The organism is Telmatobacter sp. DSM 110680, from assembly GCF_039994875.1.
GTDB lineage: Bacteria > Acidobacteriota > Terriglobia > Terriglobales > Acidobacteriaceae > Telmatobacter.
Window position 1 is genome coordinate 318,274 of record NZ_CP121196.1, and the last position, 21,698, is coordinate 339,971.

General features: G+C 59.0%; 22 protein-coding genes. 8 read left to right on the forward strand and 14 right to left on the reverse strand.

The annotated features are described in order from the left end of the window. Positions 1–2: 2 nt before the first annotated feature. Positions 3–500: a hypothetical protein gene (locus P8935_RS01275; RefSeq protein WP_348263201.1), complete on the reverse strand. Its 498-nt coding sequence runs from the start codon at positions 498–500 to the stop codon at positions 3–5. A 141-nt stretch (positions 501–641) separates the two neighbouring features. Here P8935_RS01275 and P8935_RS01280 point away from each other — a divergent pair, with 141 nt between their 5' ends. The 3 genes from P8935_RS01280 to P8935_RS01290 all read left to right on the forward strand — a co-directional run bounded on the left by P8935_RS01280 (position 642) and on the right by P8935_RS01290 (position 2,706). Beyond that, positions 642–1,292, forward strand: coding sequence for a hypothetical protein (locus P8935_RS01280; RefSeq protein ID WP_348263202.1), 651 nt, complete (start codon positions 642–644; stop codon positions 1,290–1,292). A gap of 27 nt (positions 1,293–1,319) precedes the next feature. Then, positions 1,320–1,898 (forward strand): DNA-3-methyladenine glycosylase I, encoded by a 579-nt coding sequence (locus P8935_RS01285; protein ID WP_348263203.1) that lies wholly within the window; start codon positions 1,320–1,322, stop codon positions 1,896–1,898. Between the two features lie 235 nt (positions 1,899–2,133). Further along, positions 2,134–2,706: a cytochrome c oxidase assembly factor Coa1 family protein gene (locus P8935_RS01290; protein ID WP_348263204.1), complete on the forward strand. Its 573-nt coding sequence runs from the start codon at positions 2,134–2,136 to the stop codon at positions 2,704–2,706. A 68-nt stretch (positions 2,707–2,774) separates the two neighbouring features. Here P8935_RS01290 and queD read toward each other — a convergent pair whose 3' ends face one another. The 3 genes from queD to pncA all read right to left on the reverse strand — a co-directional run bounded on the left by queD (position 2,775) and on the right by pncA (position 4,199). After that, complete coding sequence (gene queD / locus P8935_RS01295; RefSeq protein WP_348263205.1) at positions 2,775–3,152, reverse strand: 6-carboxytetrahydropterin synthase QueD; 378 nt, start codon at positions 3,150–3,152, stop codon at positions 2,775–2,777. Positions 3,153–3,258: 106 nt separating this feature from the next. Beyond that, positions 3,259–3,531, reverse strand: a complete 273-nt coding sequence (locus tag P8935_RS01300) for a hypothetical protein (protein WP_348263206.1) — start codon at positions 3,529–3,531, stop codon at positions 3,259–3,261. Positions 3,532–3,569: 38 nt separating this feature from the next. Next, entirely contained in the window at positions 3,570–4,199 is a 630-nt protein-coding gene (gene pncA, locus P8935_RS01305) for a bifunctional nicotinamidase/pyrazinamidase (RefSeq protein WP_348263207.1), read from the reverse strand. A 98-nt stretch (positions 4,200–4,297) separates the two neighbouring features. On the opposite strand from pncA, the gene P8935_RS01310 reads away from it, so the two are divergent. Next, positions 4,298–4,645 (forward strand): GIY-YIG nuclease family protein, encoded by a 348-nt coding sequence (locus tag P8935_RS01310; RefSeq protein WP_348263208.1) that lies wholly within the window; start codon positions 4,298–4,300, stop codon positions 4,643–4,645. A 60-nt stretch (positions 4,646–4,705) separates the two neighbouring features. Here P8935_RS01310 and P8935_RS01315 read toward each other — a convergent pair whose 3' ends face one another. Then, positions 4,706–6,715, reverse strand: a complete 2,010-nt coding sequence (locus P8935_RS01315; RefSeq protein WP_348263209.1) for an ATP-dependent DNA helicase — start codon at positions 6,713–6,715, stop codon at positions 4,706–4,708. Between the two features lie 150 nt (positions 6,716–6,865). Here P8935_RS01315 and der point away from each other — a divergent pair, with 150 nt between their 5' ends. Next, on the forward strand, positions 6,866–8,356 hold the full coding sequence (der, locus tag P8935_RS01320) for a ribosome biogenesis GTPase Der (RefSeq protein ID WP_348263210.1): 1,491 nt from the start codon (positions 6,866–6,868) through the stop codon (positions 8,354–8,356). Positions 8,357–8,453: 97 nt separating this feature from the next. Here the strand turns inward: der and P8935_RS01325 are convergent, their stop codons facing one another. The 8 genes from P8935_RS01325 to P8935_RS01360 all read right to left on the reverse strand — a co-directional run bounded on the left by P8935_RS01325 (position 8,454) and on the right by P8935_RS01360 (position 16,061). Beyond that, entirely contained in the window at positions 8,454–9,011 is a 558-nt protein-coding gene (locus tag P8935_RS01325) for a peroxidase-related enzyme (RefSeq protein ID WP_348263211.1), read from the reverse strand. Between the two features lie 103 nt (positions 9,012–9,114). Beyond that, entirely contained in the window at positions 9,115–9,693 is a 579-nt protein-coding gene (locus tag P8935_RS01330) for a peroxidase-related enzyme (RefSeq protein WP_348263212.1), read from the reverse strand. Positions 9,694–9,738: 45 nt separating this feature from the next. Continuing rightward, complete coding sequence (locus P8935_RS01335) at positions 9,739–11,094, reverse strand: amino acid permease (protein ID WP_348263213.1); 1,356 nt, start codon at positions 11,092–11,094, stop codon at positions 9,739–9,741. 92 nt (positions 11,095–11,186) lie between these two features. Beyond that, on the reverse strand, positions 11,187–13,184 hold the full coding sequence (locus tag P8935_RS01340; RefSeq protein ID WP_348263214.1) for a hypothetical protein: 1,998 nt from the start codon (positions 13,182–13,184) through the stop codon (positions 11,187–11,189). Beyond that, positions 13,181–13,987, reverse strand: coding sequence for a 23S rRNA (guanosine(2251)-2'-O)-methyltransferase RlmB (gene rlmB, locus P8935_RS01345; protein ID WP_348263215.1), 807 nt, complete (start codon positions 13,985–13,987; stop codon positions 13,181–13,183). The genes P8935_RS01340 and rlmB overlap by 4 nt, the downstream gene beginning before the upstream one ends. Positions 13,988–14,008: 21 nt before the next feature. Next, complete coding sequence (locus P8935_RS01350) at positions 14,009–14,689, reverse strand: YdeI/OmpD-associated family protein (RefSeq protein ID WP_348263216.1); 681 nt, start codon at positions 14,687–14,689, stop codon at positions 14,009–14,011. A 3-nt stretch (positions 14,690–14,692) separates the two neighbouring features. Then, on the reverse strand, positions 14,693–15,664 hold the full coding sequence (locus tag P8935_RS01355) for a DMT family transporter (protein ID WP_348265382.1): 972 nt from the start codon (positions 15,662–15,664) through the stop codon (positions 14,693–14,695). A 31-nt stretch (positions 15,665–15,695) separates the two neighbouring features. Further along, on the reverse strand, positions 15,696–16,061 hold the full coding sequence (locus P8935_RS01360) for an ASCH domain-containing protein (RefSeq protein WP_348263217.1): 366 nt from the start codon (positions 16,059–16,061) through the stop codon (positions 15,696–15,698). Between the two features lie 286 nt (positions 16,062–16,347). Here P8935_RS01360 and P8935_RS01365 point away from each other — a divergent pair, with 286 nt between their 5' ends. The 3 genes from P8935_RS01365 (at position 16,348) to P8935_RS01375 (ending at position 18,203) form a co-directional block, all read left to right on the forward strand. Further along, entirely contained in the window at positions 16,348–17,004 is a 657-nt protein-coding gene (locus P8935_RS01365; protein WP_348265383.1) for a sigma-70 family RNA polymerase sigma factor, read from the forward strand. After that, positions 17,001–17,387: a hypothetical protein gene (locus tag P8935_RS01370; protein WP_348263218.1), complete on the forward strand. Its 387-nt coding sequence runs from the start codon at positions 17,001–17,003 to the stop codon at positions 17,385–17,387. Before P8935_RS01365 ends, P8935_RS01370 begins: the two co-directional genes overlap by 4 nt. 279 nt (positions 17,388–17,666) lie before the next feature. Then, positions 17,667–18,203 carry a zinc ribbon domain-containing protein gene (locus P8935_RS01375; protein ID WP_348263219.1) on the forward strand — a complete coding sequence of 179 codons (537 nt, stop codon included), beginning with the start codon at positions 17,667–17,669 and terminating at the stop codon, positions 18,201–18,203. Positions 18,204–18,241: 38 nt separating this feature from the next. On the opposite strand, the gene P8935_RS01380 is transcribed toward P8935_RS01375, so the two are convergent. Then, positions 18,242–21,589, reverse strand: a complete 3,348-nt coding sequence (locus P8935_RS01380; protein ID WP_348263220.1) for a choice-of-anchor D domain-containing protein — start codon at positions 21,587–21,589, stop codon at positions 18,242–18,244. Positions 21,590–21,698 lie beyond the last annotated feature (109 nt).

Consider the following 21,698-nt stretch of genomic DNA (forward strand, 5'->3'; position numbering starts at 1 on the left):
CTTCAGGTGCGGCGGCGCTGCCGTGAGGATGCGGTCGATTTCTTCGCGGGTGGCCGTGTTGTTGCGCGGGCGGACCCCGGTGTAGCGGCGGATGTGGCCGTCGAGTTTTGGCGCGCTGTGGTTTTCCCAGAGCCAGCGGAGGACGCGACGGAGCGCACCAGCGCGAGAGGCTTTTGTGCTGCGCGCGAGTCCGCTTTGAAAGAGGCGACCGTCGAGGTCTTGGATGTGAGAGGCGCGGAGTTCGAACGGGCGGAGCGATCCGCATGCTCCGATGAGGAGACGCGAGGCTTGAAGGAGATGAGAGCCGCCCGGTGAGGAGCTGAACTGGGCGAGTAGGACGCGGGCGACCGTTTCCCTCTCGCCATCGTTTTTGGGTGGGCTAGCTCCTTCTGCTCGGCCTCGAAGGTGAGGGCCGCGCGCTCGGTGTGGAAGGATTTGCGTTTGCGCTGTCCGCGCTGGTCGCGCCAGTCAGCGAAGAATCTGCCGGATTTCTCAAACATGGTCTGCTTACCTTTCTCTCATGGTGAGCGTCCGACATCTTGTGATCATAGACACCAGTGGACACCATGCTGATACCCTTAAAAGCCGCGTCTAGAGCGGGGTTTGCTGGTGTCCGGAGAGTAATGCTAAAGTCGAGCACGATGAAGGTCGTTCGTGGGTTGCCGCTTCTGGTCATTGGGTTGGTGGTTCCGGCTTTCGCCAGCAACCACTCCGCTCCGCCTGTACAGCCGGCCACCACGTTTGCAGCCGTCGAGGTCCACGACAAAGAGCACGTTGCTATCGCAGTGGAACCGTACGACACCAAGGAAAAGGAGTCGATCTTTCGGGTCGATTACCTCGGCCACGGCGTGATGCCGGTGCGGCTCATCGTCACCAACACCGGCGACAAACCGATCTCGCTGAAGGATGCGCGCATCCTGTTCTATACCGCTGGGGGAGACCGGATTAATGCTGCCGACCCAGAAGACGTGGAGCGGCTGATGACGAAGACGGAGCGCGAGGGCAAGAAGATTCCGATGCCCGGCCCGCTGCCCTCGATCAAGATGAAGCCCAAGGCCAGCAACAAGGAGATCGAGCAGGACTTCGACCAGTTTGAATACCAGGCGCTCGTGGTAGAACCGCACACCACACGCGCGGGATTTCTGTTTTACGATGTTTCGCAACTCGATCATCCGCTGGAAGGCGCCAAGATGAATCTTCACAAGCTGCGCGGCGCGGATGGAAACGAGCTGTTCTACTTCGAGATTCCTTTCGATACGTATCTGAAATCAAAATCGAAAGATATGAAGTAACAGCCTTCTGCAAGTTAATCTTGAGCAATGGTAGAAAGACATCGGTGTAAATGGGCCGAGAGCGATCCTCTGCTGCGCGCTTACCACGATGAGGAGTGGGGCGTGCCGGAGTTCGACAGTCGCGCGCTTTGGGAACTCTTGATGCTCGAGGGGTTCCAGGCTGGTTTGGCATGGATCATTGTGCTGCGAAAACGGGATGCGTTCCGAAAAGCCTTCCGCGGGTTCGACCCGGCGAAAGTGGCTAGATTCAAAGAAGCCGATATTGCGCGCTTGATGGAGAACACCGGCATTATCCGCGCACGCGCGAAGATTGAGGCCACGATCCAGGGAGCTCGCATCTTTCTTGAGATGAAGGATGCCGGAATTGATTTCTCGACGTGGGCCTGGGAACTTGCTGGCGGGAAGCCTATTCAGAATTCAGGACCGTTGCCCGCGCAGTCGGCGCTGTCGGTCACCATTTCGAAAGAGCTGAAACGGTGGGGGTTCAAGTTTGTGGGGCCGGTGATTGTGTATGCGTGGATGCAGGCGGCAGGGATGGTGAATGACCATGCGGCGGACTGCTTTAGAAGAAGCGTGTGCGCGAAGCTCGGCAAGAAGCGAAGCTGAAGGCAACAAACCGCCATCAAGTCGGCCGCACAGGCGCTTGGAATTAGCGGTCACCTTTCCTTATTGCGCGCCATCCTGATCGCAGTGAAGGATCTGCGTTTGTCCCCGCGATGCCCAAGGTCGGGTTACTTCCGAGTCGCCCACCACACGCCCAGAGCAGAAAAAGACGACGCTGGTGATGCGCAAATGCCAACGCAACTGATACGTTTCTTTGCGAATGCGAGGGAGCCTCCAGTTGACTGAACAACGCGTCTGCAAGATTTTGATCGCCATGATGTTCATAAACCTCCTGTGTGTTGCATCCGTACCTGCACTCCATGAAAGTCGGGCCGTCACAAAGATTCTCTGGCTGCTGATCGGCGGAATAATTGCAGGCATTCTATACATCCGATTTAACGTTTCAATCAAGAGAAGAGTTGGCATACTCTCGATCGGTTGGGGCCGGGCGATGATCTGGATGATGTTGGCGTTCCCCGCTTGGTTCCTTCCATTTTTCATCGTGTTCGATTTCGAGGAGCGTCGATCATCGACTTGCCAAGAGGCGGTCCGTGAATTGCACGAGTCTGAAATGGCGAAGGGACTATTCGGAGATTCAATACAGATCGGCTGGCCTGTTGAGGGGCAGGCGGGCTGGGATCAGAAAGATTTGCTCATTCCCGTCGATGGCAATCGAGGTAGCGGGTGGTTGCGAGTTGTTTCTACAAAGACGGACGGGGTTTGGAAAAATGAGCAGCTTGTGATCACTTCGCTCGATGGGAAGATCCACGAGGACATCCTGAACACCACTCCAAGTCCACAACAACGATGAAGCGTTCCGGGCAAACAACCGTCAACTCGGCACAACGAAGACAACCGCGGATACTTCGCAGCCGAGCCTTACTCGAAGTAAGTGGCCGTTGTGGTGTCGGTCTCCCAGATGGTGCAGTCTTTTACGCGGACGCGGCCCTTGGTCATCTCGGCTAGCTGTTCGTTGGTCTGGTCGTAGAAATATTTGGCGATGTTTTCGGCTGAAGGATTGAGTTCGGTAAACGGTTCGAGATCGTTAAGCATCTGGTGGTCGATGCGGTCGACGACGGGGCGCATGACCTGCTTGAGCAGTTTGAAGTCGAGCAGCAGGCCAGCCTCATCAAGTTCTTTGCCGTGGAGCGTGACGCGCACCTTGTAGTTGTGCCCGTGCGGGTTTTCGCACTTGCCGCGATAGTTGCGAAGATAGTGTCCGGAGGAAAAACCGGCCTCCACGGTGACTTCATACATCTGCGATCCGATCCTGTTGCGGGGAAAGCGTCCCTGCCTTCTTTGATTCTAGTTGTTTCGGCGGGAATACGCCTCATGGCTGCTGCCAAGGCGTTTGGCTTCAACGTTATTCGCTGGGAGGGCGGGCATCTTTGCGCTTTTGGCGGGCGCTCTGGCGCTGTTCTTCGCTGCGACGATCTACCTGCTCAAAGAGGTTGCTCATCACGCCGATGAGCGCGCAAGCCAGCGCAGCGAGCATCATCAGCAATGCAACCGTTCGCCACAGCGAGCCGTTGGCTGGCAGGCCTGGCTGAAAGCCGGACGGGACCAGCGTCATGCCGCCGGAGAGCAGGGCGAAGAAGGCTAGTGCGGCGGCGAGGATGTAGAAGTTGCGGGACATGTGTCGGTGGAGGCCTGATGCGATTTTACGGCGGGGGATCAGGCGGAGAGGTCGACGGTGTTCATCAGCTCAACACCGGCAGTTGCGAATTCGCGCTCGATTTCTGCGACGGAGCCGTTGAGGTCGATGGCGCGGCAGGCGTCACGAAGAATGATGGCGGGTAAACCAAGGCGGCGGGCATCGAGGGCCGAGTAGCCAACGCAGTAGTCGTAGGCAAGGCCGGCGAGGAAGACGCGGTTAAGTCCACGTTCGCGGAGGTAGCCAGCGAGACCGGTTCCGGTGGTGCGGTCATTCTCGAAAAAAGCGGAGTAGGAGTCGATGGTGCGGCGGAAGCCTTTGCGAAGAATCAGCTCGGCGCGGGTGAGCTGGAGTGCGGGGTGGAAGTCGGCTCCGCGGGTGCCCTGGATGCAGTGATCGGGCCATAGAGTTTGCGGGCCGTAGGAGAGTTCGATCTGCTCGAAGGGATCTTTGCCGGGATGCGCAGAGGCGAAGGAATTGTGGTCGGGGGTGTGCCAGTCCTGGGTGAGGATGATGTGCTGGAATTGTTGCGCGGCGCGATGGATGGGTTCGATGACGGCATCGCCGTCGGCAACGGCTAGTGCGCCGCCAGGGCAGAAGTCGTTTTGCACGTCGATGACGAGGAGGACGTCGTGTGAGGTCATTTTCATTAATCCCCCCTGCCAACGACGATGCTGTCATCCTGAGGCAAAGCCGAAGGATCTGCGGTTGTCCTTGTCACAGCAATCCCTATACAAAATTCCGTACCATGCTGCGCATGCCCAGCAAAGGCTATTTTACTTACATCGTCGCCAGCCGCAGTCACACGCTTTACATCGGGGTGACCAGCGATCTGCGGAAACGGGTCTTTCAGCACAAATGGAAGGAGCACGATGGCTTTACCGCACGATATAACTGCGATCGTCTCGTATGGTTTGAAGTTTATGAGGACATTTTTAGAGCAATCAGGCGGGAAAAAGAGCTCAAGGGATGGAAGCGAGCACGAAAAATTGCTCTGATTGAAATGGCAAATGTGACTTGGGAAGACCTGAGCCACAACTGGTACGAATATGAGCCTGCTGATTATCGTCGGGCGTCCGATCGAATGAACACCTGAACGAAAACGCGGATCCTTCGGCTTTGCCTCAGGATGACAGCCGTTATATAGCCAAAAGGATCAACTGCTGAAGAACGTCTCCACGTCCGTGATCGTCGCTGTCATTCGATAGGGAGGGAGGCTGGTCAAAAAGGTCTGGCCGTATCTCTGCCGGGTGATCCGCGGATCAAGGAGAACGAGCACACCGCGATCTTCTAGCGAGCGGATAAGGCGGCCGAAGCCTTGCTTCAGCGTTAGAACTGCGGACGGGACCTGGTAGTCGAAGAAGGGCTTGCCGCCGGCTTCTTCAATGGCTTTCATGCGGGCTTGCACTACGGGATCGTTGGGGACTGCGAAGGGCAGGCGATCGATGATGACACAGCTCAAGGCTTCGCCCTGCACGTCGACTCCCTGCCAGAAGCTTGAAGTGCCGAAGAGGACGGCATTGGGTGTGGTGCGGAACTGTTCTAGTAGCGCTTTGCGGGGCGCGGTGCCGTGTAGCAGGATCGGGAAGTCGAGCACGGGGAGCAGGCGCTCATAGAGATCGCGCATCTGGGCGTAGCTGGTGAAGAGGCAGAAGGCGCGTCCTTTCGACAGCTCCAATACTCGACGGATGCATATGGCAGCGGCCTCGGGGAAATCGGAGTCGCGCGGATCGGGCATATTGGGCGGGAGATAGAGCAGGGCCTGTTCGCCATAGCGGAAGTGCGAGGGCACGACGAGTTCGCGGGCGTCGGTCATGCCAAGGCGCTTGCGGATGTGTTCGAAGCCTCCCTGCACGGTGAGGGTTGCGGAGGTAAGGATCGCGGTCGGGATGGTTTCGAAAACCAGTTCGTGCAGCAATTCGGAGACGTCGATGGGCGTGGCCTGCAGGAAGGTGTGGCGCGATTGCGATTTGAACCCGCCTCGGCCGGACGATGTGGCCCGATCGTTACTTGCGCCGCCTTGGACGCGGCGTTCGAGCCAGTAGACCATGTTGCTGGAGTTTGATTCGAGGAGGAATTCGAGTTCGCTGCGAAGGCGCGCGACGCGTTTGCGCAGCCCTGGAGCCTCGTCGATGTCGGTGAGCAGGTCCATCTCCGATTCAAGCAGGCGTAGGGTCGTGCGCAGGGATAGATAGAGGTCGCCGGAGGTTTCCAGGAACTCTTCGCGATTGTCGAAGGGCTGACGACCGTCCCCGTTGGATGGCAGGTTCGCAAAGAACATGCGTGCGCGGTCGCGCAACTGCTGGGTTGCGGCAGGCATTCTCTCGGCGCCGGGCTTGGCTCGAAGCAGCACGTCAGTGTCGCGGGCCAGTTCTTCAAAGCGGATGTTGCTCACGGAAAGCCCGAAGTAGCTGGAGGCGACGTCTTCGAGTTCATGAGCTTCATCGAAGATGACTGCGGCAGCCTCGGGCAGGATACCGGCGTCCGGTGCTCCTGAGGCCTGCTGCTTGACGGCGAGGTCGGCGAAGAAGAGGTGGTGATTGACGATGATGATGTCGGACTCGAGGGCGCGGCGGCGCATCTCGGTGATGAAGCAGCGGCGGTAGTCGGGACACGTAGTGCCGAGGCACGCATCGCTGCGCGCGTCGAGCTTGTGCCAGAGGGCGCTCGACTCGGGAAGTTCAGAAAGCTCGGAGCGGTCGCCGGTTTCGGTGGTCTTCTCCCACTCGGCGATCTGGCGGTATTGGTCGATCTCTTCCAATCCTGACAAGATTGGCTGATCGCGCAGGGCGACGAGCTTGTGGCGGCAGAGGTAGTTGGCGCGGCCCTTCATGTAACAGACCTGCAGATTCCCCAGCAGCGATTCGAGAAAAGGCACGTCGCGGAAGAAGAGCTGGTCCTGCAGGGCCTTGGTTCCGGTGGAGACGATGACGCGCTGGCCGGTGCGAAGGGCGGGCAACAGGTAGGCGAGTGTCTTACCGGTGCCGGTGCCGGCTTCGACGATCAGGTGTCGCCGCTCGGCGAGGGCGCGCTCGACGGATTTCGCCATCTCCAACTGGCCCGGACGGTACTCGTAGGGGAGCGGAGATTTGGAAAGAATGCCGCCGGGCGAAAAGAACTCGTGGAGCGTGGGCAGGGTGCGGGTTGAAGTTTGGGAGGAGGCCATCGGCGGGTGCTATTCCATCATAGGTCCTACCTGGACGGCGAAGGGAATGCGAATAAAGAGCTGAAACAAAATCTGACGCGAGTTCCAGAATGAACGCCGAAGGTGTGCGAACGGTAGACTGGAAGAGCTGTCTTGGATTTGGAGAAAGCTTTGCCTACGTATCGCAGATCGGTAATTCCCACGCGGCCCGGAGCCGAAGCGCTTCCGCTGGTGGCCATTGTGGGGCGGCCCAACGTGGGCAAGTCCACCCTATTCAACCGGTTGACGAAGAGCCGGCGCTCGATTGTGGGCGACGAGCCGGGCATCACGCGGGATCGCATCTACGGCGAATGCGAGTGGATGGGGCGGCGGTTTCGGATCGTGGACACGGGCGGCATCGTTCCGGACGATCCCGAGCTGATTCCCACGGAGATCTATAACCAGGCGAAGGTGGCGCTGAAAGAAGCGCAGGCGCTGGTGATGGTGGTGGACGCGCGCACCGAGCTGGCCAGTCCCGACTACGACCTGGTGCGGCTGCTGGGGCGCAGCAAGAAGCCTGTGTTCCTGGCGGTGAACAAGATCGAGGGCGAGGCTATGGCTTACGCCGCGGAGAATTTCCGCCAGCTCGGCATCAAGAACGTGTACGCGATCAGCGCGGAGCATGGGCTGGGCATTGGTGATCTGCTAGATGCTATCGCAGAGGCGATTCCTGCCACGGAGGCGGAGATCGCGGAGGAAGCTGCCGAGGACGCCGAGGTTTCAGAAGGCGGCCCGCTCGAGCCAGGTGCGGAAGATGAAGAACATGACAAGTTAATTCGTACCCACGGTGAATTTGAACAGCGCGAGACGGCGGTGGCGATTATTGGGCGGCCCAACGTGGGCAAGTCGACACTGTTGAACGCGCTGACGGGAACATCGCGGGCGATTGTGTCGCCCATTGCAGGCACGACACGTGATGCGGTGGACGAGGCAATTGAGTTTGAAGGCGACACGCTACGTTTTGTAGATACGGCGGGAATCCGGCGCAAGGGCAAGACGCACCTGATGGCCGAAAAGATGAGCGTGGTGATGGCGCGTCGGCATCTCGAAGCGGCTGACGTTGCGCTGCTGGTGATTGACGCGACAGAAGGCGTAACGGGCGCGGACGCGACGATCGGCGGCTATGCTCACGAGAGCGGGCGCAGCGTCATCATCATCGTGAACAAGTGGGATGCGGTGACGACGGGCCGCACCGACGGAAAGCCTCCCGCGGATCGTGCGATTTGGGAAGAACAGTTGCGGCGTGCGCTGAAATATCTGGACTATGCGCCGGTGATTTTTCTTTCGGCTCTTGAAGGATCGGGAATGCCGCGCGTTCTAAAGGAAGTGAAGGCCGTTGCGGCGGAACGGCGGAAGCGAGTCACCACGGGACAGATGAATCGGTTCCTCGAGAAGATCGATTTCCAGCGGGCACCGGTGCCGATGGCCAAGCGCATTCGGATCTACTACATGACGCAGGCTGCGGTGGCGCCGCCAACGTTTGTGCTGTTCACCGACCGCGACATCAAGTTGCACTTTGCCTTCGAGCGCTTTCTTGAGAATCAGATCCGCGAATCTTTCGGGTTCAAAGGCACGCCAATCTGGTTCAAGGTCAAGGGCCGGAACGCGGGAGACAAGGGCTAGGAACCAGGGAATCTGGGACGATTGAGTAACCGACTCGCCGCGAAGCGAAAAACAGGGCAATGCTCTTCCTTGTGCAACCAATAGGTTGCGAAGCAAACTACGCGTCGACCGGCTGACGAATGGAGGGCTTGGTGTAGCCTTCTTCGGCCAGGTGCTTTCCCATCTGTTCATACATTCCGGGATCGGTCGGCTGCACGGTTGCGAGGCCGTCGACGTAGCGGTTGTACATCGAGAACGCCGCAGCAATCAGAACGGTGTCGTGAATTTCGAGGTCGGTGGCGCCGAGGGTGCGCGCTGCCTGCACGTCTGACTCGGAAACCAATTTCCCGTCCTGCTGCACCTTTCCGGCGATGATCAGGAGAGCTTTGAGCTTGGCGCTGATGGGCGCTTCAAGAAAGTTCGACTTTACCTTCTCCACAATTCCGGCATCGCCGTAATGATTTGTCGCGGCTGCTCCGTGGCTCAAGGCGCAGAACGTGGTGCAGTTGCGGGAAGATACATAGGTCGCGATCAGTTCACGCTCTCCCGGGGCGAGCGAGTTGGGCTGATGGAGCAGAATGTCGGCGAGTTCGCGCATGGGCTTTGCAGTTTCGGGACGGAATGCAAAACCAGCGCTGATGCCGGGCAGGCCTTCGGGCAAATTGATGTGGGGCATGGAACCTCCAGTGTTCAGTTGTCAGTGGGCAGTGATCAGTGCAGTGTTTCCTTCACTCGCAGGACGAAGACGGGTTCGCCTTGAAACTGAGAACTGACGACTGTCAGCTGTGAACTTCCTCCTCAGCTTTGCCGAGGTATTCCTTGCTGGTGCTGACGTATCCGTTGCGGGCCACCATGCGGCCACGTTCGCGATAGAGCGCTTCGTCGTCGGGTTGCACGGTGCCGAGTCCGTCGACATAGCGGTTGTACATGCAAAATGCAGCGGCAATCAGAACGGTGTCGTGAATCTCGAGATCAGTGGCGCCGTGGTTGCGCGCGGCTTCTACGTCGGCGGTGGTTACGAGCTTTCCGTCTTTCTGTACTTTTCCAGCAATCACCAGGAGTGCCTTGAGTTTGAGACTGATGTCGGCTTGAGTGAAGTCGGTCTTCACTTGCTTCACCAGCGCTTCGTCTCCGCCGAAATGCGCGGCGGCGATGGCTCCGTGAATGCTGGCGCAGAAGTGGGTGCAGTTACGGCTGGAAACATAGGTGGCGATGAGCTCGCGCTCACCCTTGGTGAGAGTGCTGGGGCCGGTGAGGAGGATCTCGACGAGATCGTTGAGAGGGCGTGCGGTGTCAGGGCGAAACGCCATGGCGCCGCGAATGCCGATGTGTTCTGGGGGGAGGGGAATATGAGGCATTGGGTTCTCCAGTGGACAGTGAAAAGTTGTCAGTGATCCGCAGATTTACGGCGAGATGGAATCGGTGGCGACTGCGGATGGGATTTCGGTATTCCGGGTGAGCAGCCATCGGACGGGTAGTCCGCACAGGACGACAGCTGCGCCGAGAAGTGCGGAGCCGGGGCTATGCATCAACAACATGATGGCGAGAATTCCGCTGCCGGCAATAAAGACGATGGGAGCCAGTGGGTACCACCACCTGCGCACGGGCTTAATGGTGCGAAATAGCGTTCCTGCCGTGAGCGCGAGAAATACAACAGCGGAAAAAATGATAAAGGCGAGGATGCGATCAAAGGCGCCGAGCATGAGAACCAGCAACGACATTCCCGTCTGCAGCAAGACCGCATTGGCGGGCGATCCAAAGCGCGGATGCAGCCGGGCAAATGCGGCCAGAGCGCCTGTGGATGAGGTGCCGGCCTCTCCCCGCGCGAGCGCATAGGTCACACGCGGCACAGCCATGCTGAGCACCATGAGGCCTCCAAGGACGCAGAGCACAACGCACATCGACAGGATGCCCGCTCCCGAAGAACCAAAAAGAGCTTGTCCGAACAGTGCGACGAATGCCGTGTTGGACTGGATCTGCTGCATGGGAACGACCGCAACGAATGCGAAGCTGAGCAGAAGGTAAATCGCCGTTACAATCAGCACGCCCCCAGAAAAGGCAACTGCGAGGTTGCGCGACGGATTTCGAACTTCTCCAGCGATTTTTCCAGCCTCCCACCAGCCTCCGAAGCAGAAGAAGGCGCTGATAGTTGCTCCGGCGATGCCATCGATCAGGGGATCGGAGCCGGGGCGGCGCGCCATGAGAGGCGCAACATTGGCCATGGTGGCGTGGCCGGAGACGAAGGCCCATCCGACTAGGGCAGCGAGTACTGGAACCTTGAGCCAGTTGAGGGCGGTCATTAGGCCGCTGCTCAATCGAGTGCCGAAGTAGTTGATCGCACCGAGAGTGAGCAGGATGAGTGGGGGGAGGGCTTTTGCGACCGAAATGGGTAATGGGACGAGGGCCAGTATATAGGGCACTGTGCCAACTGAAAGCGCAGCGGCGACACCGGGATACATGACGACAGCTGCCATCCAACCATAAAGGAAGGCGACGTGGCGGCCAAAGCCTCGACGGAGATAGACGTATTCGCCGCCATCCTGGGGATTCCGGACGGCAAGCTCGGTGAAGCAGAGTGCTCCAGCTAGCGTAATGACGGCCATGCCGCACCACACGGCAGCGAGCAGTGCAGGTGAGCCAAGCGAGCGCGCCATTGCTGCCGGAGTGAGGAAAATGCCAAGGGAGATAGCTTCGCCGGTGACGACCGCCGTGGCCGCCCACACGCCCATCTGTCGCTTGGTTTGGGGATCGGCCTCCATGGTTCGCCTATCGTACGAAGCGACCATACAAAAGCGCATCAGTCTTTGGATGGAGACTTCGCGCTCATGAATCAGGGTGTGAGTGCGGTCAACTATTTTGGCGCAGGGGCAGGCAGATCGGGTTCTGGCTTTTGGTCCAAGTGCATGACATGAACGCTTGCTTGTGTTTCCGGGACGGTGCCGTCGTTGAGCTGAACTTCAATCGGCTTGCCTTGAACGAGAATGCGGGGAGTGACGGTGCCATGGGCGGGGACGAAGACGCGCTCGGTCGTGTTGTTGGTGGCAGAACGAACGGTGACGGGAACCTGGGCAGCAGCATAGCCGGCGTTGGAGATGGTGACGGAGGTGAGCCAGTTGCCGGATTGCACGGCGTTGGGGAAAACCCTGTCGATGGTAAGGTCGGGCAGGCCGTGATCGGCATCGATCCAGTCGGCGAAGAGCCAATTCAAATTGCGCGGGCCCTGAGCCTTGAGCAGTGCCTGGAATGAAGATGGCATTTCGGCATTCGCAGGTTTGCCCGATTCTGCGGCGTTGGAGGCACGGAGAGCCGCCGCCAGCGCGTCGTCGCCGACGAGGTCGCGCAACATCCACAGGATGTAGGCGGCCTTGGTGCGGTAATAGACGGGCGAGATGGCTGCGGCGAGAGGTTGACCGGCGCCTTCACCGGGGCTTGGGGGTTCAGCAAGTGCGAGCGCCTGGCGGCCAGCTTCGAGTGTGGCAAGTGCGCGGTCGCGATGGTGCTGGTGATCGTCCCAGAGAGTGCCCATGAAGTTGGCTGTTCCTTCATTGAGCCAGTAGGGTTCGGGCGCCATCCATGCGTGCGTCAAGGCGTGAGACAAAATTGCCGCAAGCTGGTCAGAAGGCGCGTCGCGTACAGGGATGGCCAGCAGCGGTCCGGATTCCCAAGGCAGGTCGTCAGGATCGGGAAGATCAAGCACGGTGAGTTGGGTGCGCGGGTCGGGACCCAGCCAGCGCTCAATCATGGGAGCGACGTTGGTTGCGACCGCGAGCCATTCTTTGACAGCGGATTCGTCTTCCGGAGCTGTGTAGGCGGTGAGGTGGGGCCCGGGGTGGGCGGTGCGCGTTGCCACAAACAAGCTTGGGGACTCAAATGCAAGGGTCGACGGACCAGTGTCGGCGGTTGCGATACCCGGTACGTCTTCACCCAGGCTTTGCGGGTCAGAAATTTTTAACGAGACTGCGTGGCCGTTGATGACTGCAATGGTGGGGGGATGTCCGTGGGGAAACTCTACGGTCAAGCGAAGTCGGAAGGCGGTTCCAGCGGCGTGAAGCTTTTGGTTGCCGATCTCGTCGAAGAGGCGGGCTCCATCGCCGATGATCACGGGCGTGCTGGAGACGGGATACCAGACAACGTTGCCAAAGCCGCGAAGGCCCGTGAACTCGGGGCTGATCTCGTCCCAGTCAGAGTGGGCGGCTGACTCTTCAGGCGTTCCGACGGAGAGGAGGCGGCGCGCAGTTGCGGCGATAGTGCCTGAATAAGTGACGTCGAGCTGGATGGTTGCGCCGGGCGCGAGAGGCTGCGCGAGAGAAACGACTGCTTCATGAAGCTGGCCGGTGTGGTCGGAGTCGGAGTTGATAGTGGCGACGGGGGCGGACAGGTCGCGGCTCGCAATGCGAATGCGTTCCCAGTTCAGGGAGGATGAGATCTGCAGCGGAATATGCGTCAGCGGCGACGTGCCAGCGTTGCGGACAGTTACGAGAGCGCGTGCGGCTAGTTGCTGAGCCGGCGTATTGAGGCGGACATCGAGATCGAGGCTGGTGATGGCGATGGCCTTGCGATCGGCATCCGCGACAGTTGAAGTTTCTGCAGGCTGAGCGGCGGGCTTGGCGGCGGGTCCGGTGGTGTTGACGGTGTTTCCGTTGGCATCGAGGGATCGTTCGAAGAGAACTTTCCCAGCAGGCTTTGGGGCTGGCGGGTTCTGAGCAGGTTGATCCGGAGTTGATTGCTGCTGATCGGGGTTGGGGCTAGAGGGACTGGGGACGGACGGCGTTTGTGCTTTGACGGGAATGGAGGCCAGGATCGCAGCAGAAAATGCAAATGCCAGCGTCCGGGCGAGGGACAACTTCATGAACCTAAGCCTTTCTGTTTCTTCTTGGACTCGGGAGCAGCGCCATGGCGAGCATTGGAGGGCTGGCGCGCTGCAGCGCGGCGCTGACGGGCGGCTTCGTAGAGAACTACCGCTCCGGCCGTCGAGACGTTGAGGGAGCTGACGCCACCGGCCATGGGGATGCGCAGCAGGTGGTCGCAGGTGCGGCGGACGAGATCGTGGAGGCCGGCGCCTTCCCTGCCGAGGACGAGAACGCAGTCGCCGCTGAAGTCGAATTGGTCGTAGTCGGATGTGCCGCGTTCGTCGAGGCCGATGACCCAGATGTTCTGTCCTTTCAACTCTTGCAAAGCCCGGACGAGGTTCACGACCCGCGCGATGCGGAGGTGTTCGGAGGCTCCGGCGCTGGCTTTTACGGCGACAGGGCTGAGGGGTGCGGCACGGCGTTCGGTGAGCACTACGCCGTCAACGCCGGCGCCATCAGCAACGCGCAGAAGGGCGCCGAGATTCTGTGGATCTTCCACTCCGTCAAGGGCGAGGAGCAGGCGCGGCTGCGAAGGATCGGGAGCGGTAAAGAGGTCTTCAATCGCCAGCGCTTCCTGCGGACGGACAAGAGCGACTACGCCTTGATGTGCGGCTGTGCCAGCGAGATGGGTAAGGTGTTCGCGAGGTTCCTGGCGTACGCGGACGCCGGCTTGCTTGCAGTCTGCGACTAGGCGCGCGAGGCGGTCGTCGTGGCGCTCGGCGGCTACCATGACGTGATCGAAGCGCCGTCGGCCTGCCTTGAGAGCTTCTGCCACCGGGTGCACGCCGTAGAGAACATCCATGTAATTAGTGTAGATGGCGGGTTAGGAAACCGGACGGCGGCGGGCTACGGCCACGCAGCTTTCGATGGCTTTGGCAGCGCGGCGTTCGCGACCGTCTACCGTCTGCGCATAGAAGATGCCCAGCAGATGATTTCTGCGCTGGAGCGGCGTCATCAAATCCCAGCCGCGGCGAGCCTGGGGCTGGCGCTGGAATTGAACGCGCAGAATCGGTGGCGGTTCCTGTTCGCCTTCCATGGCGAGCATCAGGCTTTCGGCCATGGCCTCAGCGCGCTTCTGTCGAGTCTCTTTGGATTTGGCGTCGGCAATGAAGTTGGTGAACCCCTTGCGCATGGAAGGGCTCATGGCTTCGAAGAACTTCTTCAGAGCGCGATCGGATTTAAGGATTTTGGCGAATTCCGGCGGGATGTCGACGACGAGTTCGCCTAAATCGGGCGAGAGCTTGATGAGGGCTCGGTCGCCTGCGCGGACTCCCGCGCCGGCTTGCATCTTCTGGTTCACGATGAGCAGGTGGCCCTGGCCCTTCGAGGCCGGAATGAGTGCTGTTTTGAAAGCGAAGCCATTGATTTCGCCGAACACTCGGCGGCTTTTCCAGGTGGGCCACGCTTTCTTGAGGTCGATGGGAACGCGGACGACGACCCAGCGTAGCGAAGTGCCGATGGCTTCAAGGGGAGCTTTGAATGATCTTGTGAGTTCTGAGGTCACAGGTCAGCGTCCGGTGTTCAGAGTTGAACACGAACTAGTCTCACAGATTTGGCCGATGTTGTGAGACCGAGATGCGAGGAAAGCGATGTAGAGGCCGGAGGCCACGATGAGCGCACCGCCGAGGAACATCCACACGGTGGGGAGTTCGTGAAACAGGAGGTAGGAGACGACGGCGCCCGTGACCAACTGGGTGTAGTGGTATTGCGAAACGTTCGATGCGGTGGTGTGGCGAAGGGCGACGAAGAAGCAGATGCTTCCCGTGGCGCCAAACGCGCCCATGCTGACCAAAGCGAGGAGTAGATGAAGAGTGAGGGGCTCGGCGTGCCAGAGCATGGAGCCGAATCCAGCCACGGCCATGACAACGCCGGAGAAAATGGTGAGGCTTTCAGGGGATTCGGTCTGGGTGAGGATGCGGGACCAGACCATGTTCACGGAAAAGCAGGCGACGCAGGTCATACATGCCGCGTAGCCGATCCAATCTCCCTGGCGCGAGGAGGTGAAGGGATTGACGGCGATGACGACGCCTGCAAATCCGATGGCGATGGCGAGGGATTTACGGAGGCCGGGTTTTTCTCGAATGAAGATGGCCGCAAGGATGGTGATGACGCCCGGGGACATGAAGACGAGGATGTAGAACAGCGTGAGCGGCACATGACGCAGTGCGACAACGACGCAGAGATTGTTGATTAGATCGAGGCTGGAGCGGACGAGCTGGCGGCGCGGGCGTTGCGGCCAGAGGGCCGACGTGTCGCGGCGGGCAAGCGTGTAGGCGACGAGAAAGCCGGTGATGAAGAGGCCGAGGAATCCGATGACCTGGTAGGCCGGGAGGGCGGAGCGGCCCACCATTTTCATGATGCTGTCGGCGAATACCCAGCAGGTGAATCCGCCGATGGCGGAGAGGATCGCGGCGAGATCGGAGGGATGAGGCTGATGCGCTTTGCCGCGAAGAAGTTCGGGTTGGGGATTGGTGGTCAGACTGCGTTCAGGGTAACAGCGGGGAGGCGGGTCAGTGCCCTACCGGAGTTCTTGTTTTCCCACCCTTGCTTCGCAAGGATGGGGCACCCAATGTCGGCGGTTTGAGCGCCCTGGTTTTGGAGGGTGGGATGTAGTGAAAGCGGACCAGATAGATTTTTTCGCCGCCGCCATGTTTGGCTACTTTGAGCAGATCGAGAACGCCGAGAAAGCCGGATGCGCGGGCTAGTTCCGGGGTGATGTCGGGGAAGCCGATGGGTTCGATGGAATCGATTTCGATCTGACCTTCTTCCATGGCGTAGCGTCCGCCGACTTTGACGCGTGGGCTTTGCCAGATGCGGACGCTAACGGTGATGTCGCCGCTACGGACACCGTCGCGGAGGCGCTTGGTGAATTGCATGGAGAAAGCTTATGCGAGGAAGAGGGTGTCGCTCTGGAGCTTGTTTTGGAGTTCTACGGACAGAGACGCTGAAATGGGAGGCTCCTAGAGGACCGGAAGAACATCATTCGAATCGAATCTAGGTTGAAGAGCACCTGCAGATCCCACCACTGCGGTCGGGATGACAACTACTTTTTGATGTTTGCTAGGACATTTGCGGCAGGGCGTAGGTAAATCGCTGTATTTTTTGTGCAAACGCTTTCTTTTTTGCGGCCTTGGGGTGGGAGATGTCGTCTAATTGAGCAAGATGAGTACCGTTTCGGCCATACGATCGTTGTTTGTACCGGGCGCTGTATCCGCTGCCGAGGAGCAGGTTCGGCAGGAGAATCTTGCTGTTGCGGAAGGACTTAAGCGGCAGGATCCGGGGCTTCTGGACGAGCTTATCGTGCGTTTCCAGCACCGTCTGTTGCGGTATCTCCTGTTTTTGACCGGAAACCGCGAGATGGCGGAGGACCTCTTTCAGGAGGTTTGGATGCGCGTGCTGACGCGCGGCGGGCAATTCAACGGCAAGGCACGATTTGAAACCTGGCTGTTTACGATTGCACGCAACCTGGTAATCGACCAGCGGCGGAAGCGAACGATGAGCAGTCTGGATGAGCTTTTCGAAGCTGGCGGCGAAGACGACCGGCCAATGGCCTTTGAAGTAGCCGATCACGAGCCGGGGCCCTTTGACCGGATGTCGAACGTGGAAGACCGGGAACAGATCTCGGCGGCGCTGCTGCAACTGGACACTCTGTATCGCGAAGTGCTGGTTCTGCGGTTCCACGAGGATTTGTCGCTCGAAGAGATCGCCAAGGTGACGCGGGCGCCATTATCAACGGTGAAATCGCGTCTTTATCGCGGCATGGCATCGATCAAGCCGCGGCTGGAACGGGCGCAGGCTCGTGGCATTGAGGCTGTTTGACGATGACTACGTCGGGGCCGGTCATCCGAGTGGTGCAGAAGCAGAATGCAACCACGCGTGAGGATCTGGTGGGAGCCATGGCAGGATTCGGCGGTGATCGCGAGCGGGCAACAGCAGACAAGACACGGCGCGTGGTGATGGCGTCGGCTGGGGTGATGCAAGATCAGCGCGCAGGCCGAAAGCGGATTCGCGCAATGGCACTGGCGGCTACGCTGGTGGTGTTTTTCGTAGTGGGCCCGCCGGTATGGTGGGTAGCCGACACACTGATTGAGGAAGAGCATTTGACCAGCCTGGTGAGCGAGCTGGCGGTGTGGGGATTCTTCTCGGTTACGGCATTGCTGGGCTCGGCATTACTTGCGGGCTGGCTGCGGCGCAGGTCGTAAGGTTTCGGCTTTTAGAGAATCGAAGGGCACGGAAGCCGAACCCAGGAAGGCCAAGAAGCAGATTCTTCGCTCACCACCCCCAAACTGAAAGACGCTTGGGGCCCCTTTCACTCAGAATGACACCACAGCCCATGCCGGGGCGGTAACTTGGGTCATTCGCGGGCCATGTGCAATTCCTCTATACTCAGTCGCAACTTCACTGCGATTGTCCTCGTCCATTGAATAGCAATCGGCAATGGCGAATTGCTGCGGGACCCTCAAGGCGAGGGGCGAATTCTTATGCGTGATCCAGAACTGATCAATACGAACGAAGATACGCGGCTGGTGCCAGTGTGGTCGATGGTGCTGGCGGCAGCGGTATTTGTGCTGGTGGAGTACTACTTCTGGCTGGTTTTTCCGACGACGCAGCACCATGTTCCCCCGCTGGGGCTGCGCATCTACATGAATGTTTCATGGGGATTGCTGGCAGCACTCTACTTCCTCATGGTGGGATACGTCAGCAAGGATGCGCCACGACGTGCGATGAGTTCGCGGTTCTGGATGCTAATCTGCTTTGTCATGCCGGGCGGTATAGGAGCTGTGCTTTATTTCCTGCTCAGGGCGCCATTGGCATCGAAGTGTCCGGCGTGCGGGACGCATGTCCAGGGCGACTTCCACTTTTGTCCGCAATGCAATTATCAGTTGACGGCGAGTTGTGGGAATTGCTTCCGCACGGTGCGTGCAACAGACCAGTTCTGTACCCGGTGCGGACATGAGCTCGAGAACGACCAGATGCCTGCGCGGCTGAGGCTGCATGGATTAGGTATTCGAGAATAGGCGTCGGATTCTACCGAACCTGAGACAACTTCGCAGATTTAGTTGTGAATTGAGATGGCCTGAACTGAATACGGGCCGATCGTCACGGTGGTCGTATACGACGTGCCCGACTGATTCTGCAGAGTGACGGACGAACTCTGAATCGATTGCCCATTCACAATCTGATAGAGAGTCCCCTGGGCCGACGAGAGCCCGGTGTTGTTGAGATTCACGGTCACATTGCTCAATGTATTTTGATTTGGATTGACGATGACGATTGCGTCCTGGCTTTTGGTGTTGAACGCGGTCACAACGAGCCCGTTTCCAAGCGTCGGAGGAGCGACGGTTTTCGCCATGTACCCACCGTCTTGAAGATCGAGGTAGTTTGCCGCGCCCAGCAACTGGTAAGCGAAGTATTGGGGATAGGGTTGAGGCACGGAGCCAGTGGGATATGCGCAATCCATGTTCGCGTCAATCTCGCCGACAAGGCAGAAGTACGGAACTGCAGTCGCAGCGAAGTAGACCATGTGCCCCGGCGTGTTCGGCGCTCCGTTGTAGACGGAGTTGAGCATGTCTGCTGCGTACATGGTGTTCCATACGGGCGAAAACGTCGGATCGTTCGCGCAGCAATTTTTTAAGAAGGACCAATTCAAGTTGTATTCGGTGGCGTAGAGAGGGAGGTTTTTTCCTTGAGGCTGTTGGCCGGCGGCGATCAGCCTCTCGGTAAAGACATAGGAATGCATCGGGCCAGCGCCGGAATCCTGCGTCCTCTGATAGACAGAATCAACTCCGTTGTATGTGTCCCACTGCGCAGCGGTCTGGTGATTGCTGAACAGGTAGTCGTGGTAGCTGAGAAAGTCGATGTTCTGCGAAATTACAGGATCGCTGAGCATCGCCGAGACCCATCCCGACTGCACTCCGGCTGTCGCGGGGCCACCAACGCGCGCGGCCGGCAAACCGGATGCCTGGGCATCAGCTGCGGCTTGCGCGCGCATCATTGGCGCGGCAGCGGCGAAGAGTTTCATGTAGTCGGGTTGCCGCGATGCGACCGCGTCACAGAGCGCAACGGTATTGGGCTCATTCCATATCTCGTAATCGGTGACCACGCCGGGAAAATTTTCGTCCATGTGCTTCACATATTGCGTGGCGAGCGAAGCCCACGCATTTACGTCGGTGGGCATCGCGGCGGGATTTCCTGCTCCGCAGGGATTGGAAGCTGGCTGAAGCCATGGCGGAGTTTGCACCATCTGCAACATCACATGCACACCGTTCGCACTGACTCTCTGCACAATGGAATCGATTGCCGGCCAGTTGGCTGTGCTGTTGGTCGGGAACACAAATGGAATCTGAGCATAGATGCGCGCGTATTGCATCCCGGCTGCTTTCACCAGGTCGAGGTCGGCGGTGTTATGCAGCGAGTCCATACGCTCGGTACCGAATATGTCCGGCGAGATTGGGGGAAGGGTGGTGGAGCGCGAACCAAAATCCACATTCACATCGGTAAACACGGTGATCCTCGCAGTTGCGGCGGTGCCGAGCGTGGAGTCCTGTACCGTCAGCACGTGCGTACCTGCGATGCTGGGCGCGGTATACACGCCCTGTGCCGTGATTGTGCCTGTGGTCGCATTGCCGCCGGCTACGCCATCTACGCTGAAGGTCACGGGATTTGCGTCGGGGACCAGGGAAAGTTGTGCCTGGAATGCTTGATCCGTACCGACAAAAACTGCCGCCGAACTTGGATAGACGGTCAACGTTCCGCTGGTTGAGCCGCTGGTCACGTTCACCGAAGTTGAGACTGAGGGAGGAGTGGTTCCTGTTCCGGTAGCCGTCACTGTGCAGGTTTCCGCAGTGGAGGGTGCCGTATACAGGCCGGCCTTGGTGATGGTGCCGCAGGTCGCCGTCCAGGTCACGCTCGCGTTCGCCGAGAATTGCAGCGTCGCATTGACCAGCACCGTGGGGTTGGTTGGTGCAATGGACAGAGTGGTTGATGTGCTGGCCGTTCCGGTTAGAGTCGCGGTCTGCGGACTGTTGCCGGCTGAATCGGTAAATACAAGATCCGCCGTGCGCGTTCCTGAAGCCGATGGCGTGAAGGTCATGGTCACGGAACAACTCGACGCGGCGATTAACGTCGAGCCGCACGTTTTACTGGTGATTGCAAAGTCGGATGCGTTGGCACCGGTAATGGCGATACTGCTGATGGTGAGGGCGGACGTTCCTCCGTTGCTCAATGTCACCGACTTCGGAGAGCTTGTTGAACCAATCGCCACGCTCGCAAAGGTTATGCTGGTCGGCGCTACCGACACACCGCTCGTGCTCGAATTTGTTCCAGTCCCCGACAGAGAAACCTGCAGTGACGTGCCGTTGGCTGAGACGCCCAGAGTCGCCGTGCGAGAGCCGGACGATGTCGGCTTGAACTGAACGCCGATTGTGCAGTTGGCAGCGGCAGCGAGATTTGCGCCGCACGCATTGCTGGCGATTACGAAGTCACCCGCATTTGGACCCGAAAGCCCAACCGGGCCCAGCGATACAGTGGAGGCGCTGCTGTTGCTCAGTGTGACAGTCTGGGCCGCGCTCGAAGTTCCGTCACTTGTATCCGGAAACGCGATGGATGTGGGGCTCACGGTGACACTGCCTGTGACGGGCACATTGCCTGTTCCGGAAAGCGCGACCTGATGTGGACTGCCGCTCGCCGAGTCCGTAATCACCAGTGTTGCTGTTCGCGATCCCGCAGCAGTGGGATTGAAAGCAATGCCGATGGTGCAGTTGCTCGAACCAGTGAGACTTGATCCGCAGGTATTCGAAGCAATGGAAAAATCTGCTGGATTCGCTCCGGTGATTGCTATGCTGGCGAACGATATTGTGGTGGTGCCGTCGCTTTGCAGCAGCACTGATTGAACTGCGCTTGCCGAGCCTACGTTCATGGTGCCGAAAGAAAGCGTCTGCGGAGTCACCGTCAGCGTGCTGATTTTTCCGGTCGCGGTACCAGAGAGCGACACGGTCTGCGACGAGCCGAATCCAGAATGATTGAAGGTAAGGGTGGCCTCGCGATTCCCTGGTTCCGTGGGAGTGAAGTTTACGGTGACAGTGCAATTTGAAGAGGACGCGAGAGTGGCACCGCAGGTTTTACTTGCGATGGCAAAATCTCCGGCATTGGCTCCCGATATTCCGATGCTGCTGATGGAGATTGGTGAACTGCCGATGTTACTGAAGGTGACAGCCATGGGGGTTCCTGTCGAACCGAGAGCAACGCTGCCCCACACAAGGCTTCGCGGCTCAACGCGTACACCTGCGACAAGGCAGCCAGTCAGGGTGACAGCGAGGAGAAGAACTGTGGCAAGCAACAAACCGCCCACACGATTGCCCGCACGATTTTGGGCGGTGCCTGGCTGGATCGCGTTTCGCGTCATAGTGACTTCTTCAGGCTTCATTCTGCTCGGAGTTAAGCGTATGTAGCCAAGGACGAAGACAGTGAAACAGCGAAACGGTAAAGAGCCCGCAAGGTTTATCTTCGCTATC

What these genes read in the sequence shown, in the direction of transcription:
- P8935_RS01360 (WP_348263217.1), bottom strand. Translation starts at nt 16,061, where the DNA reads ATGCAATTCACCAAGCGCCTCCGCGACGGTGTCCGTAGCGGCGACATC.
- P8935_RS01325 (WP_348263211.1), bottom strand. Translation starts at nt 9,011, where the DNA reads ATGCCCCACATCAATTTGCCCGAAGGCCTGCCCGGCATCAGCGCTGGT.
- P8935_RS01365 (WP_348265383.1), top strand. Translation starts at nt 16,348, where the DNA reads ATGAGTACCGTTTCGGCCATACGATCGTTGTTTGTACCGGGCGCTGTA.
- P8935_RS01315 (WP_348263209.1), bottom strand. Translation starts at nt 6,715, where the DNA reads ATGGCCTCCTCCCAAACTTCAACCCGCACCCTGCCCACGCTCCACGAG.
- P8935_RS01280 (WP_348263202.1), top strand. Translation starts at nt 642, where the DNA reads ATGAAGGTCGTTCGTGGGTTGCCGCTTCTGGTCATTGGGTTGGTGGTT.
- P8935_RS01380 (WP_348263220.1), bottom strand. Translation starts at nt 21,589, where the DNA reads ATGACGCGAAACGCGATCCAGCCAGGCACCGCCCAAAATCGTGCGGGC.
- queD (WP_348263205.1), bottom strand. Translation starts at nt 3,152, where the DNA reads ATGTATGAAGTCACCGTGGAGGCCGGTTTTTCCTCCGGACACTATCTT.
- rlmB (WP_348263215.1), bottom strand. Translation starts at nt 13,987, where the DNA reads ATGGATGTTCTCTACGGCGTGCACCCGGTGGCAGAAGCTCTCAAGGCA.
- P8935_RS01285 (WP_348263203.1), top strand. Translation starts at nt 1,320, where the DNA reads ATGGTAGAAAGACATCGGTGTAAATGGGCCGAGAGCGATCCTCTGCTG.
- P8935_RS01310 (WP_348263208.1), top strand. Translation starts at nt 4,298, where the DNA reads ATGCTGCGCATGCCCAGCAAAGGCTATTTTACTTACATCGTCGCCAGC.
- P8935_RS01340 (WP_348263214.1), bottom strand. Translation starts at nt 13,184, where the DNA reads ATGAAGTTGTCCCTCGCCCGGACGCTGGCATTTGCATTTTCTGCTGCG.
- pncA (WP_348263207.1), bottom strand. Translation starts at nt 4,199, where the DNA reads ATGAAAATGACCTCACACGACGTCCTCCTCGTCATCGACGTGCAAAAC.
- P8935_RS01330 (WP_348263212.1), bottom strand. Translation starts at nt 9,693, where the DNA reads ATGCCTCATATTCCCCTCCCCCCAGAACACATCGGCATTCGCGGCGCC.
- P8935_RS01275 (WP_348263201.1), bottom strand. Translation starts at nt 500, where the DNA reads ATGTTTGAGAAATCCGGCAGATTCTTCGCTGACTGGCGCGACCAGCGC.
- P8935_RS01335 (WP_348263213.1), bottom strand. Translation starts at nt 11,094, where the DNA reads ATGGAGGCCGATCCCCAAACCAAGCGACAGATGGGCGTGTGGGCGGCC.
- P8935_RS01300 (WP_348263206.1), bottom strand. Translation starts at nt 3,531, where the DNA reads ATGTCCCGCAACTTCTACATCCTCGCCGCCGCACTAGCCTTCTTCGCC.
- P8935_RS01375 (WP_348263219.1), top strand. Translation starts at nt 17,667, where the DNA reads ATGCGTGATCCAGAACTGATCAATACGAACGAAGATACGCGGCTGGTG.